Source organism: Catenulispora subtropica (assembly GCF_039531675.1).
Taxonomy (GTDB): Bacteria; Actinomycetota; Actinomycetes; order Streptomycetales; family Catenulisporaceae; genus Catenulispora; species Catenulispora subtropica.
Map to the genome: position 1 here is coordinate 103,895 of NZ_BAAAQM010000031.1, position 12,106 is coordinate 116,000.

A 12,106-nucleotide genomic window follows, 5' to 3' on the forward strand; every position below is an offset into this window, starting at 1 on the left:
CGAGATCGCCGCCGAAGGCGGTCAGTACAGAGCCCAGAAATAATCCGATGAATGGATGCTGCGGCGCTGTGGCGGACGTGGCCGAGTGGGGCGCAGAACAGCGGCCGGCCGGCGAGCACGCCGGCGACGCTTGCCGGGGCGACGTGAGCCGGTGCAACGCTGGCCGGAGCGACGCGCGTCAGGGCGGGGCGGCGTCCGGCGGGTCGGGCCAGCGCGACGTCGCAGACGCCGAGTGACGGCGGCGCACGGCCCGCTCCGCGCGCTCGATGTCAGGCGGGACTGGCACGATGGCGGCAGGTGGCACCAAGGCCACGCGGCTGAGAGAGGATCCCGATGTCCGTCCGCTACCAGCTGGTGATCGACTGCGCGGACCCCGACCGCCAGGCCCGCTTCTGGGCCGCCGCGCTCGGCTACGAACTCGCGCCGCCGCCGAGCGGCTTCGCCACGTGGCGCGATTACTACCGCGACCTCGGGCTGCCGGAGGAGGAACTGGCCGACGGCGCGGACCGGATCAGCGATCCGCACGGCCATGGGCCCGCCATCTGGTTCCACGCGGTGGCGGAGGGGAAGTCCGGGAAGAACCGGATGCACATCGACATCCACGCCGGCGGCGAGCGGACGGAACCGCTCGCGACGCGGAAGCAGCGAGTGGACGCCGAGGCCGAGCGTCTGGTCGGTCTCGGCGCCACCATCACCGTCGTCATGGACCAGGAGGGCGTCGACCACTACGCGGTCGGGATGAAGGACCCCGAGGGCAACGAGTTCGACGTCAACTGACCCGCCCGAACGGCGGTATCAGGAAGGGAACTGGAAGACCGCGGTGGGAATCAGGCCTCGGTCGTCCGGCGGCGGCGTGGTCCCCTCCGGGTAGAAGGCGAAGTTCACGTCGACCGGCGTGATGTCGGCGTCCGTCCGGGCGGGCACCACGGCGTCGAGGTTGTCGGTCAGGTCGGAGTAGACCGCGACCGGCTCGTCCGTGTAGTTGGCGACGTTCGCGGCGGTCATGTGCATGATCTGGAAGTCGGTGCCGATCGGCTGCCCGTTGCCGGTGACCACCACGCAGCCCCTGCCGGTGCGGCCGGGACCGGTGTACAGGGCGACGTTGCCGATGCCGATCCGGGACAGCATCTCGGCGGCGACGGTGACGGCCGCGGCCGGTCCGCAGGCGTCGGTGTAACCGTTGATCTGCTGCTCCACGAGCCCCTTGGAGCCGGTGCCGGAGCGGGTGTCGGCCGCCCCGCGGGTCACGGCCGCGGCGGTGCCGGCCTGACAGAGGAGCACGCCGGTGGCGGCGACCGCGACGGCGTGGGCGAAGGGGGTGCCGATACGTGGACGGAGCATGGTGGAGCTGCTTTCAGTCGGTCCGATGGTCGGTCCCAGGCTGTCAGCGATGGGCGGGATGATCAAGAATCAACACTCTCATCCGGGTTCGGTTGATCCGAATGAGTTTGTACGCTTTTCCGCTACGGCAGCGCCGGGGCGCTCCGGTTGTCGAAGGGTAGTTCCACTGCCCGAACACGCTCACCATGTCCCCCAGGTCCGCCGCGGCCGCGGCCGGCACGACACCGGTGCCGCCGTTCACCACGACCTCGTTGATCGCAGCGGCTTCGGTGCGCAGGTATCGCGCTTCCGGGCCGGGGGTCGTCGCCTTGTCCGCCAGCAGCAGCGGTCCGCTGTCGGCTTCGAGGAGGGCGCCTCCGGCCAGGGCGTCAGGCCAGTTGTGGCCGGTGGCGAGGCCGACGGTGTGCGGCGCCTGAACGCCGGTGAAGAAGGTCTGGGCGACGGCGGGCCGCGAACCGGTCCTCCCCGCGGCGACCTGCACACGGCTCGCCGGAAACCTGGTCCGCAGCGCGGCGGCACCCTGGCTCCCGACGCCGACGAGCTGCGTATCCGGCCCTGCGTGCGCCGCGAGGTAGGCGGCGGGCGCGGCCGGCACGCATGACGTCTACCTGGCCTTCGCCGAGAGTCTCGCCGCCCGCGGCGTCTTAAGCCCAGGTCTGGACGCGGCCACCGCCGCCGACATCCTCTACACGCTCGGGTCGCCGCACACGTATCACCTGCTGCGGCGGCACCGGGCGTGGAGCGCCGAGCGGTATCGCGCTTGGCTGACGGCCGCGATCACGCGGGAACTGATCGAGCCGGGAGCCGACGGGCCGTTGCCGGCGTAGACGAGCGGTTGCCGTCAGGGGTTGCCGTCAGGGTTGCCGTTGTCACTGTGCCCGGAGGCGCATAGCGTTCGAAGCATGGCGGATTCACCTGCCGAACTACGTGCCGCGTTCCGGTCGGGCGAGAGCGGACCGACGTCCGGGCTCGCGCCCGGGCACGCACAGGCCAACCTGCTCGTCGTGTCCACCGATTGGGCGTACGACGTCCTGCTGTTCGCGCAGCGCAACCGGGACGCGTGCCCGGTCCTCGACGTCACCGACGCCGGGTCGCCCGGCACGCCGCTGGCGCCGGGTGCGGACTTGCGGACCGACCTACCGAGGTACCGCGTGTGGCGGGACGGGCGATTGGCGGACGAGCCGACCGACGTCACGGACGTGTGGCGGGACGACTTGGTGGCGTTCCTCGTCGGGTGCAGTTTCACGTTCGACACCGCTCTGACCCGGGCCGGGTTGCCGTGGCGCTATCCGGGACGGAACGTCTCGATGTACGTGACCGATCAGCAGTGCCGCGCCGCCGGCCGCGTGCACGGTCCGCTGGTGGTGTCGATGCGGCCGGTTCCCGAGGCGTCGGTCGACACGGCGGTGCGGATCACGACCCTGATGCCCGCCTCGCATGGCGCGCCGGTGCACATCGGCGACCCCGCGGAACTGGGGATCGCGGACGTGGCGAGCCCGGACTTCGGCGAGCGCGCCATGTTCGAACCCGGAGACGTACCGATGTTCTGGGCCTGCGGCGTCACGTTGCAGGCGGCGGTCATGGCATCGCGCCCGGAGTTCGCCATCACTCACGCACCCGGCCATATGTTCATCACAGATGTACACGAGCAGACTTAACGCGTCATCAGTAATCCCCGCGGGCCGGCAACGGCTGCTCGGCCCAGATCACCTTGCCGCGGGCCGTGTAACGCGTGCCCCAGCGCTGCGAGAGCTGGGCCACGAGGAACAGACCGCGGCCGCCTTCGTCCAGGGTCTGCGCCCGCCGCAGGCGTGGGGAGACGCTCGACCCGTCGGCGACTTCGCAGATCAGGGCCCGATCACGTAGCAGACGCAGCTCGACCGGGCCGGTGGCGTGGCGGATGGCGTTGGTGACCAGTTCGCTGACCACCAGCTCCGTGGTGAACACGAGGTCGTTCAGGCGCCAGGCGCGCAGCTGCCGGGACACCTCCGCCCGCAGGAACGCCACCGACTCCGGGGACAACGGGACGTCCCACGACGCGACGCGGTCCGCTGTGGTGCGGCGAGTGCGGGCGGCGAGGAGGGCGACGTCGTCCCAGGGACGTGCGGGCAACAAGCCGCCGATGGCGGCCGCGCACAGCTCCTCCGGGTCCCGGCCGGGCCCCTCCAACACCGCGCTTAAGCGCTCTAGTCCGGTTCCGATGTCCTGATCGCGGCTCTCCACGAGCCCGTCGGTGTACAGGACAAGCGTGCTGCCTTCGTCGATGATCAGCTCCACCGCTTCATACGACGAGCCGCCCAGGCCCAGCGGCGGACCGACCGGCAGGTCCAGGAAGTCCACCGAACCGCCGCGGCCCACCACCGCCGGGCAGGGGTGGCCGGCCCCCGCCACCGAGCACAGTCCGGTGACCGGATCGTAGACCACGTACATGCAGGTCGCACCGATGATGCCGACGCCGCGCTGGTCTTCGGCCTCGTCGGCGTCCATCGACTCCACGAGCGCGTCGAGCTGCCCGAGCAGGTCCTCCGGCGTGAGGTCCAGAGCACAGAAGTTGCGGACGGCGGTGCGGAGGCGGCCCATGGTCGCGGCCGCGTGGATGCCGTGCCCGACGACGTCGCCCACGACCAGGGCGACGCGGCCGCCGGAGAGCGGGATGACGTCGTACCAGTCGCCGCCGACGCCCTCCTGCGCGGGCAGGTAGCGGCTCGCCACCTCCACCGCGCACTGCATGGGGAAGGCGCGCGGCAGCAGGCTGCGCTGCAGGGCGAGCGCCATCGCCCGCTCGCGCTCGAACCGGCGGGCGTTGTCGAGGCAGACGGCGGCCCGCGAGGCCAGATCCCCGGCGAGTCGGATGTCGTCCTCATCGAACGGATCGGCGCTGCCGAAACGATAGAAGGACGCGACCCCGAGCACGGTGCCCTGCACGATGATCGGCGCGGCGATGACCGAACTGTCCGGATCCTCGGCCACCCAGCGCTTGCCCGCGGTGGCGGCGGTCAGCTCGGCGTCCAACACCGGCCGCCGCTGCACCATGCAGCGCGCCTGCGCGGTCGCGGCGTTGTAGGCGACGTGTGCCCCGGGCGGCCGATGGACCTTGCCCAGACGGACAGTACGGACGGCGACCCGCCGCAGCTTCACCTCGGCGCCCGGCGGAGGCCCCTCTTCCCCGTCCAGCACCCAGCTGGCCAGGTCGACCGCCACGTGCTGCGCGAAGTCCGGTAACGCGATCTCCGCCAGCTCACCGCCGGTGAGCTCCATGTCGAGCGTGGTACCGATGCGGCCGCTGGCGTAGAGGAGGAGCGCCAGCCGCTGGCGGGCGGCGACGGCGATGCGTCCGACGGTGGGCTCCCCGACGAGGACGAGCTCCGGGGCGGAGGCGGGGTCGAGGAGGGAGATGGCGGTGGCGGGTGGGGTGGGTGGGATGGGCAAGAAGGGAGGGACGGTTGGTTCGTGGAAGCGGCTCTGAGCGGGTTCTTCGTCGCGATCGTGAGACTGAGCTGGGCTCTGGCTCTGGCTCTGGATTCGGCCTTGAGCTTGGCCCTGGATTCGGCCTTGGCCCTGGCCCTGGCCCTGGATTCGGCCTTGGCCCTGCCCCTGCCCTTGCCGCCTGTCCTCGCTCTCACTCGCGTCCGCCGCTGCCCCTTCCACGTGGCGTGACGTCGGCCGAAGCTGATTCGGTACGGACACCGCAGCTCGGGTCTCGGTGCTTGAACGCGTGTCGCTCGCGGTCGACAGGGCCATCTGTAAGCCGCCCAGCGGCGGCGCCATGACGTGCGTCCCGGCTGCGGTCGAACTCGGCCTTGAGCTCGTGCTCGTGCTCGCAGTCGCCGACGATCCGTCGCCGATCCACGTCAGCTCAGAGCTTGCGCTGGCGCTCGCGCCGGCCAACGATCCGTCGGCGACCCACGCCAGTTCCCCGGATTCGCCGGCTCCATACGCCGCGTCCTCAGCCTGGTCCCAGATGTCTCCGACCGTCTGCACCGGCCCCGGGATCCCGCCCGCCGAAGCGGTCCTCAGGGGTGTCTTCGTGACCTCTCCCCGCTCCGCGCCGGTCATCTCCGCTTCCACCGTGACCACCTCCGTCCCGGCCGCGGTGCGACCGGTGCGGGCCGTCAGCTTCGCGTGGCGGCCGTCGGTCAGTGGGATCGTCACCACGTCCCGCCGGGCCGCCGCGACCAGCTCGGCCGCCTTGCTTCGGATGAGCCCGCTGTCGCGCGCCGCGTCGGAGGCCGGGAGCCGGCCGCCTGTGCGGCGCGTCTGCCCGACACCCCCTCTCACTTGCTGTTCCATCCGTACCTGGGCCTCGTCGCCGACCGCCGCGCCGCCGTCGACCGTTCCGGACCCGCTGCCCGCCGCACCCCTCCGCGACTCGGCCAGCAGAGTCCGCTCCCGAGCCGAGTACTGCTCCAGCAGCCGCAGCTCGATGTTCTCCGCAGCCTCCGCCGCCAGCGCCGCCATCAACGGATTGGCGTCCCGACTCCAGGACGTGAGGTCCACCACGCCGCGGATCCGCCCACTGAACGGATCGCGGATCGGCGCCCCCGCACACGCGAAGGCCAGATACCGGTCCGCGAAGTGCTCCTCACCCAGCACCACCGCCAGGCGCCCCTCCACCAGCGCGGTGCCGATACCGTTCGTCCCGGCATCCGCCTCGTGGTAGCTGAACCCCTCAGCCAGCTGCACCGCGTCCAGATGCCGGTTCAACCCGTGCTCCCCGGCCCGCCGCACGAGCACCCGCGCCCGCGCATCGGTCAGCACCACACTCACCTTGGTGTCGACAAGAACCCGATGCAGCCGCTCCAACACAGGCGCCGAAGCCCGCAGCAACAACTCCTCGGACTCCACCCCAGGCGCATAAGGCAGATCGACACTCCCGGGACCCAACCCCCGCGCCTGGCACCGCTCCCACGACTCCAGAATCGCGGACCGCACCCGCAGCCCACCACCGGCCCCCACCGAGGCCGCGGCCCACCCACCGACCCCCTCGCCGGCGAAGAACCGTTCCCGGGCCCGAGCGGGCCCCCACTCCGACTCCCACACACTCCGAATGACGCACCGTCCCTGCACCGAAAGTAAGCGGCACCCACCCGAAGCTAACCCCGCCCCCACCCCCACACCCCCCACCCCCGCCCCAAAGGTCCGAACAATCACCCGTCAGAGTGAGCCCACCAACCCCACCCGCCGCCACCCGAACCGTGTTGAAACACGACCCCCAACTTTTGATATGGTTGACCCAACGCGAGCGGGACCAGGGCGAAACCCCCGGCCGGCTCGAGTTCACTCGTCCGAGTGGCGGAATGGCAGACGCGCTAGCTTGAGGTGCTAGTGCCCGTTAAGGGTGTGGGGGTTCAAGTCCCCCCTCGGACACACAATTACCCCATATCGGGCTGCTTTCGGGCAGCCCTTTTTGGCACCCGGGCATCTTCTCGTGCCATCCCGGGCGCTGCTCGTGCCTCCTCTCACCTCCCAGCGAATGCGTTCCTTGACGACAGCCGTGCGTGACGACGGGTCGTGCGTTGCCTGCTCCTCCTTCCTGCGGTCGTGTCCGACGTGTCGATGGTCGAGGGTTCAGGTGGTGATGCGCACCGGGTGCTCGTTGCCGGCCTCCAGCATCCGAGTTCTGGGGTCGTAGCGAAGCTCGAGTGCGCGTCCGCGCAAGTGGTCGATCACCTCCTCGGGGCTGGGTGTGATGGGGCGGGCGGCGCTGGCAGGTGCGCCGGTAATAGCCGTCGCCGGTTCGGCGGCGGTAAGCAGGCGATGCAGCAGCGGAAGCTTCGCGAGGACGCGGTCTTCGCGCAGATGGACGCTCTTCGGCCGAGGCGTGGCGGGGTCCTTGGCGCTGTTGTGGCCGTGCCGACAGCGGTAGCCGGGCGTCTGGTTGACCCAATGCCCTTCGAAGGTGCGCTCGCACAGCGCGCAGCGAAGCAGTCCTCGCAGCCGGTAGTCGTGCTTGGCGTCGGCGCGCTCGGCGCGCGGGTTCTGCACCGCGATGAAGCCGGCGTCGCTGACCAGCGGCTGGTGGGTGCCCGGTGGAGAGATTGCCCACTTGTCCGGGGTGTTGCGCCGTCGGACTTCGATGTGGCCGAGGCCGGGGTTGTCCGGGTCGGCCAGCTCGCGGTCGGTGCGGCTGCGGCCCCAGACCATGCGGCCGGTGTAGACGGGGTTGAGCAGGATCTCCCGGACCGTGCCCAGAGTCCATTGCTTGCCGGTGCGGTGCGGATTGCTCTCCGGGTCCTCAGCGGATGGACACGGGATCGCGGCGTCATTCAAAGCCCGCGTGATCCTTGCCAGGCTCAGTCCCTCCTGCCGCATCGAGAACATCCATTCCACGACCGGCCCGGTGGCCGGGTCGACAGCGAAGTACCGCAGACAGATGCCACGCCGGGCCCAGCGCCGGTTGGGGTGCGGCCTGCCATCCACCAGAGGCAGGCCATACGGCACCCGGCCGCCCTCGTACCGGCCCTGCTCGCTCACCTGGGCGGCCATGGCGTCGATGACGCGGTGCCTGGCCCGGATGACCTCGCGGCGGGCCAGGATCCCGAGCATGGCCATCAGGTCCTCGACGTTGTCGGCGGTTTGAATCATTTCAGAGTCTCAAACTCAATTCGGCAGGCGCAGGATCAGCGGCCTCAGAGCAGCTGGCACAACCTGCGGCGCTGGCTCTACTCGTGCGGGAGCAAGATCCGTCACCCCCGCTCGTAGAGTTCGATGTCCTCATGGAATCCGGCCAGCGCCTCCTCGGTCAGGGTGGGACGGGTGTCGGCCACGGCGCTCAGGTATTCCTCTGTGCCGGCCGGGTCGTCGACGCCGGTCCTGACTTCGCGTTCGAATGCGCGCTGAGCGCCCTTGCGCGCCGCGGACTCGATGTCGGCCGGGGTGAACATCTCGGTGGCCTCCACCAGTTGCTCCAGATCCGCGGTCTCTGACGCGGGGCCGAGATAGCGCCGCCAGATCGCGGCGCGTGCCCCGGCGTCGGGGGGCCCGACCGGGATGATGTAGTCGAACCGGCCCGGGCGCAGGAACGCCGGGTCCAGAGTGCGCAGGGAGTTCGTCGCGCATATCAGGAGCCGGTTGTCGTGGTCCCGGAATGCCGGGATGAGTTTGAGCAGCTCGTTGGTCACGCCGTGCCCGGGATCGACTGCTGTGCCGGAGCGGACGGCGGCGATCTCCTCGACCTCGTCGATGAACAACAGCACGCTCTCCAACCCCGCCAGATCTGCGAACGTCTGCCGCAGCGCCGCCGCCAGACCGCCGTCGGCCTCCGTGCTCAGCCGCGACGGGAACAGCTCCACGAACGGCCAGCCCAGGCGCGAGGCGACGGCTTTGGCGAAGCTGGTCTTGCCCGTCCCGGGCGGCCCGAACAGGATCACCGCCTTCGGCGGGCGCACCCCGTGGCGCTCGGCCGCCTCCGGTTCGGCCAAAGGCAGCACGATCCGTTGCTCGATCGCGTCCTTGGCTTCGCGCATTCCAGCCAGGCTCGCCCACAGCCCGCTAGGGAGGATCCGCCCGCCGAGCTCGGTCAGCAATCCGGCGTCGCCGGCACCAAGGCGTTCCACCTTCTCGTAATAGATCAGACCGCTCACCTGCCGGTAGCCGGAGTTCTCCAGGGCTGAGGCGCCGGTGGCTCCGGGGGGAAGTACGGCGCTGATCCGGCGCACTCCCATTTGTCGCAGCCGCCGCTCCACTTCGGCGATCAACGCGCTGCCAAGTCCTTGGTTCCGCCACGCCTTGCTCAGCGCCACCAGCATGATCCATGCCCGTTCACCGTCGGCACGGGCCACGGCCAGGCCCACCAGCTCGGGTCCGGCCACGGCGACCACGGCGGGCTGACCGCCGCGTGCGGCGGCGATGACCTCCGAGACGGGGAACACCGGATGGCGCACTTCGGACGGCCGCCCCTGATCCCATAGCCGGATCACCTGGTCCAGGTCGTCGTCATGGATGTCCCGCAACCTCCAGACCGACATGTCCGCCTCCGATCTCTCTTCGTCTTACCACCGGGAGCGCTTCGCCGCGAACCGGCCCGCAGCGCCCGGTGAACCCGATCGTCCGAGGACTCCGGCGCGCCACCAGCCGCGCTACACTGGAGACAGTTCCGCGACGCTCCAGCCCCCGGCGCCGTGTCAGTTGGTGCGGACTGCGTCCGTGCGAGGCAGCCGTCCGGAACCTGACAGCGGACCCTCCTTCGCGCAGTCGACACCTCCGTCGACGACAGCGCTGGGGGAAATCCATGTGCCCGTTCCCGCGAAGACTTCATCAGCGCCGCGAGGGCTCGCACCGGTCGCCGATCCGGGCGACCATGGCGCCGGCATCGTCTCAGGGTTCTGCCGACGGCGTCGTCGCGCAGGCCGAAGATGTCGTCCGGGACGCGTGGCTTCGGGCGCTGCACGGTGAGTGCGAACAGACCGCAGCCGAGATGCAAGCCGCATCAGCCCGCTGCGATGCCGCGCGGCGGAATCTGGCCGCCGCTCTTCTCGGACGCGATCCCGGGGCCATCGCCGTGGCCTACGCCGATCTGGAAGGCGGGCTCGTCGGCGCCCGCATCGCGATGCGCGCCTACAGGCAGGCTCGCGAAGCGCTGGATTGGCAGCTCAGCGTGACGTACCGACAGGCCGACGAACACGTCGGCCGCGGATGGACGCTGGGAAAGCCGGACGAAACCGCGTCCGGGCGAAGGAGGAGACGAACGGTGCGGGCGTTGCTCGCCCTTGGCTGGCTTTCCCAGCGTGTCGCGTCGTCGCTCGTCCACCTCACGGCGGGGCTCGCGGCGGGGCTCGCGGCGGGCCGGCGGTTGTGACCGTGGCCGTCGCGTCCTGGTGCGTGGGGAGGGCGTGCAACCGGGGCGGGCCGACAGCCATCGGCCCGATCCCTCGTCGCCCGCGGCCTGCGGGCTTGAATCAGGTGTCCCGATCGGTGCCGGTGTCGATGAGGATCTGTTTCGCCTCGGCGAGGTTGTCCGCCCGGACAGCCCGGGCCATCGCCGCGGACGCCGCTTCCGGCGTCGCCTGCGGCGGCACCACCATCAGCGCGAAGTGGTCGCGGTCGCCTCTGGTGATCAGGACGGTGTCGTCGCCGGCCGGGTAGGAGTCGATGTGCACCACCTGCTCGTCGATGACCAGTCGGGTCGGAAGGTCTTCCCAAGCTGCCGCGTCCAGTCCGACGCGGCTGATCGGGCCGAGATACTCGCTGAGTGCGCTGACCAGGGCGGGCAACTCGGCGCCGATATCGCGCGAACGCGGCCACCAAGCTCCGTCGAGCACGCCCTCACGGGACTCGGTCGTCTGCAGCCGCAGGAGCGCGGTTCCCGGCTTCGCTCGGTCATGGATGAGGTCTTCGATCGGACACTCATCAAGCTGATGGCGCTGACCCGCTCCCATGTCGCCGACGAGGAAGCGCGGTTGTTTCCCCGTCTGGCCGCATCCTGCCCTGCTGCCGAACTGAGCGAACTCGGCGAGAAGATCCAGGCCCGCAAGTCGGTCAGACCGGTCCGGCCCTACTTGTCGGCTCCCGCGGCACCAGAGGGCACCCTGGTCGTCGGCCCGGTCCGGGGCCTCACCGACCGGCTTCGCGAGGCGCTGGCACACTGCGGTGCTGAAGCCGGTGGATAGCCGTCGGCCTCGCCGTTGATCTCCTGTGGCTTGTCGCCATCGGTGTGCCGGGTGATCCGGCGGGTTTCCTCCGCAATGTCGACGTCGGCGGGCACAAGATCGGCTCTCTGGAAGCGGTCTACGTCGACACCAGCACGGACGAACCCACGATGGCGACGGTTCAGGTGGGCCTGCCCACCAGGCACCGCCTGGTCTTCGTTTCCCTGGACGGCGTGATAGCCGGACCCGGGTACGTCAAGGTCAACTACGCCAAGTCGCTCGTGAAGGGCGGTCCGGCGATCGGCACGGACGATGTTCTGCCGTTCGAGGACGAGGAGGCCGTGTTCAAGCACTACGAGCTGCCCTACGAGCCGGGTGCCTCCGGGGAGCGGCAGCTCGCCCGCCGATGACGGGCATTCTGGACCGGGAAGGAGCGCCATGGTCCTGTTCCTTGTTGTGATCCTGGCCGCGGTGGTGCTCGGCATCATCGGCGCCGTCGCCAACGGCCTGTTCTACCTCCTGCTCATCGGTTGTCTGCTGGTCGTGGCGGACCTCGTCTACGGCGTGGTACGGCTGCGCCGGCCGCGAGTACGACAGCGGTGAGGAGCCACTCACCAGTTGGTCCGCGCCCAGATACGTCGACCGCCTGCTGACCGCCGCTATGGCCTGCCGATTGTCTCCCCGATCAGAGTGGGGCCCGCAGCGAGCTCCGGCCGGCCTCCCACGCGCCGATCAGCTGGTCGGCGAGGCGGCCAAGAATCCCGTGGCCGCGGCTCCGAACGCCACATCGGCGGCGAGTCCGGGCTCGTCGGCGAGCAGGCCGCCGGCTATGTCGTGGCGTGCTATCTGTTCGTGAACTGCGTCGGCTTCGATGTGCTCTGCGTAGAACAGCACCGCGGCCGGTCCGGCGCCGAGGCGCTCCATCGCCTGGACGATGCGCCTGGAGCCCGGCGACGAGGAGGCCCGGCAGATTCTCATCGGCACCGGGGCCGATCGGCGGGGATCGGCCTGACCCTCCCGGAGAAGGGCGCCGCGTGGCCCTGGAACCGCATCAGCAGGATCCGGGCAGACGTCACCACCGTCCGGCGCTCCGGCGCATCAGGCGCTGATTCAGCCGGCGGCCGGCCGGTCACAGACCGGCGAGGGCTTCGGCGACGCCGGCGTAGCAGTGCAGGACC

Annotated in this window: 12 protein-coding genes, 1 tRNA gene and 1 pseudogene; 7 read left to right on the plus strand and 7 right to left on the minus strand. The window is 70.4% G+C overall.

Going from position 1 to position 12,106, the window contains the following annotated elements; genetic code table 11:
- Nucleotides 1-333 precede the first annotated feature (333 nt).
- A complete protein-coding gene (locus ABD466_RS25505; RefSeq protein WP_344659692.1) occupies nt 334-777 on the plus strand; it encodes a VOC family protein in 444 nt (147 codons plus the stop codon).
- Nucleotides 778-795: 18 nt separating this feature from the next.
- Here ABD466_RS25505 and ABD466_RS25510 read toward each other — a convergent pair whose 3' ends face one another.
- Nucleotides 796-1,341: a hypothetical protein gene (locus tag ABD466_RS25510; RefSeq protein ID WP_344659693.1), complete on the minus strand. Its 546-nt coding sequence runs from the start codon at nt 1,339-1,341 to the stop codon at nt 796-798.
- Between the two features lie 43 nt (nt 1,342-1,384).
- The gene (locus ABD466_RS25515; protein WP_344659694.1) at nt 1,385-1,822 is read right to left on the minus strand and encodes a cell wall-binding repeat-containing protein; all 438 of its coding nucleotides are present in this window, start codon (nt 1,820-1,822) and stop codon (nt 1,385-1,387) included.
- A 421-nt stretch (nt 1,823-2,243) separates the two neighbouring features.
- Here ABD466_RS25515 and ABD466_RS25520 point away from each other — a divergent pair, with 421 nt between their 5' ends.
- On the plus strand, nt 2,244-2,999 hold the full coding sequence (locus ABD466_RS25520) for a putative hydro-lyase (protein ID WP_344659695.1): 756 nt from the start codon (nt 2,244-2,246) through the stop codon (nt 2,997-2,999).
- A gap of 7 nt (nt 3,000-3,006) precedes the next feature.
- Here the strand turns inward: ABD466_RS25520 and ABD466_RS25525 are convergent, their stop codons facing one another.
- Nucleotides 3,007-6,186: a SpoIIE family protein phosphatase gene (locus tag ABD466_RS25525; protein WP_344659696.1), complete on the minus strand. Its 3,180-nt coding sequence runs from the start codon at nt 6,184-6,186 to the stop codon at nt 3,007-3,009.
- A 438-nt stretch (nt 6,187-6,624) separates the two neighbouring features.
- Here ABD466_RS25525 and ABD466_RS25530 point away from each other — a divergent pair.
- Nucleotides 6,625-6,708: transfer RNA gene (locus ABD466_RS25530), tRNA-Leu, on the plus strand.
- A 201-nt stretch (nt 6,709-6,909) separates the two neighbouring features.
- On the opposite strand, the gene ABD466_RS25535 is transcribed toward ABD466_RS25530, so the two are convergent.
- Both ABD466_RS25535 and ABD466_RS25540 read right to left on the minus strand, forming a co-directional pair.
- A complete protein-coding gene (locus ABD466_RS25535) occupies nt 6,910-7,887 on the minus strand; it encodes a recombinase family protein (protein WP_344659697.1) in 978 nt (325 codons plus the stop codon).
- A 140-nt stretch (nt 7,888-8,027) separates the two neighbouring features.
- The gene (locus tag ABD466_RS25540) at nt 8,028-9,308 is read right to left on the minus strand and encodes an ATP-binding protein (RefSeq protein WP_344659698.1); all 1,281 of its coding nucleotides are present in this window, start codon (nt 9,306-9,308) and stop codon (nt 8,028-8,030) included.
- 332 nt (nt 9,309-9,640) lie between these two features.
- On the opposite strand from ABD466_RS25540, the gene ABD466_RS25545 reads away from it, so the two are divergent.
- Nucleotides 9,641-10,138, plus strand: a complete 498-nt coding sequence (locus ABD466_RS25545) for a hypothetical protein (RefSeq protein ID WP_344659699.1) — start codon at nt 9,641-9,643, stop codon at nt 10,136-10,138.
- A 100-nt stretch (nt 10,139-10,238) separates the two neighbouring features.
- On the opposite strand, the gene ABD466_RS25550 is transcribed toward ABD466_RS25545, so the two are convergent.
- On the minus strand, nt 10,239-10,718 hold the full coding sequence (locus tag ABD466_RS25550) for a DUF5994 family protein (RefSeq protein WP_344659707.1): 480 nt from the start codon (nt 10,716-10,718) through the stop codon (nt 10,239-10,241).
- Between ABD466_RS25550 and ABD466_RS25555 the strand changes: the two genes are divergently transcribed.
- The 3 genes from ABD466_RS25555 to ABD466_RS25565 are packed head-to-tail and all read left to right on the plus strand — an operon-like array spanning nt 10,662 to nt 11,531.
- On the plus strand, nt 10,662-10,949 hold the full coding sequence (locus tag ABD466_RS25555) for a hypothetical protein (protein WP_344659708.1): 288 nt from the start codon (nt 10,662-10,664) through the stop codon (nt 10,947-10,949). The genes ABD466_RS25550 and ABD466_RS25555 overlap by 57 nt on opposite strands.
- Nucleotides 10,950-10,993: 44 nt before the next feature.
- Nucleotides 10,994-11,338: a PRC-barrel domain-containing protein gene (locus tag ABD466_RS25560; RefSeq protein ID WP_344659700.1), complete on the plus strand. Its 345-nt coding sequence runs from the start codon at nt 10,994-10,996 to the stop codon at nt 11,336-11,338.
- Between the two features lie 28 nt (nt 11,339-11,366).
- Nucleotides 11,367-11,531 carry a hypothetical protein gene (locus tag ABD466_RS25565; protein ID WP_344659701.1) on the plus strand — a complete coding sequence of 55 codons (165 nt, stop codon included), beginning with the start codon at nt 11,367-11,369 and terminating at the stop codon, nt 11,529-11,531.
- 82 nt (nt 11,532-11,613) lie between these two features.
- Here the strand turns inward: ABD466_RS25565 and ABD466_RS25570 are convergent.
- Nucleotides 11,614-11,888 (minus strand): annotated as a pseudogene (locus tag ABD466_RS25570) (iron-containing redox enzyme family protein); the annotation flags it as partial.
- Between the last annotated feature and the right edge of the window lie 218 nt (nt 11,889-12,106).

Bases quoted from the DNA above. Each gene is read 5' to 3' on its own strand.
- ABD466_RS25510 (WP_344659693.1), bottom strand. From the start codon at position 1,341: ATGCTCCGTCCACGTATCGGCACCCCCTTCGCCCACGCCGTCGCGGTC.
- ABD466_RS25555 (WP_344659708.1), top strand. From the start codon at position 10,662: ATGGATGAGGTCTTCGATCGGACACTCATCAAGCTGATGGCGCTGACC.
- ABD466_RS25505 (WP_344659692.1), top strand. From the start codon at position 334: ATGTCCGTCCGCTACCAGCTGGTGATCGACTGCGCGGACCCCGACCGC.
- ABD466_RS25520 (WP_344659695.1), top strand. From the start codon at position 2,244: ATGGCGGATTCACCTGCCGAACTACGTGCCGCGTTCCGGTCGGGCGAG.
- ABD466_RS25540 (WP_344659698.1), bottom strand. From the start codon at position 9,308: ATGTCGGTCTGGAGGTTGCGGGACATCCATGACGACGACCTGGACCAG.
- ABD466_RS25545 (WP_344659699.1), top strand. From the start codon at position 9,641: ATGGCGCCGGCATCGTCTCAGGGTTCTGCCGACGGCGTCGTCGCGCAG.
- ABD466_RS25565 (WP_344659701.1), top strand. From the start codon at position 11,367: ATGGTCCTGTTCCTTGTTGTGATCCTGGCCGCGGTGGTGCTCGGCATC.
- ABD466_RS25535 (WP_344659697.1), bottom strand. From the start codon at position 7,887: ATGCTCGGGATCCTGGCCCGCCGCGAGGTCATCCGGGCCAGGCACCGC.
- ABD466_RS25550 (WP_344659707.1), bottom strand. From the start codon at position 10,718: ATGGGAGCGGGTCAGCGCCATCAGCTTGATGAGTGTCCGATCGAAGAC.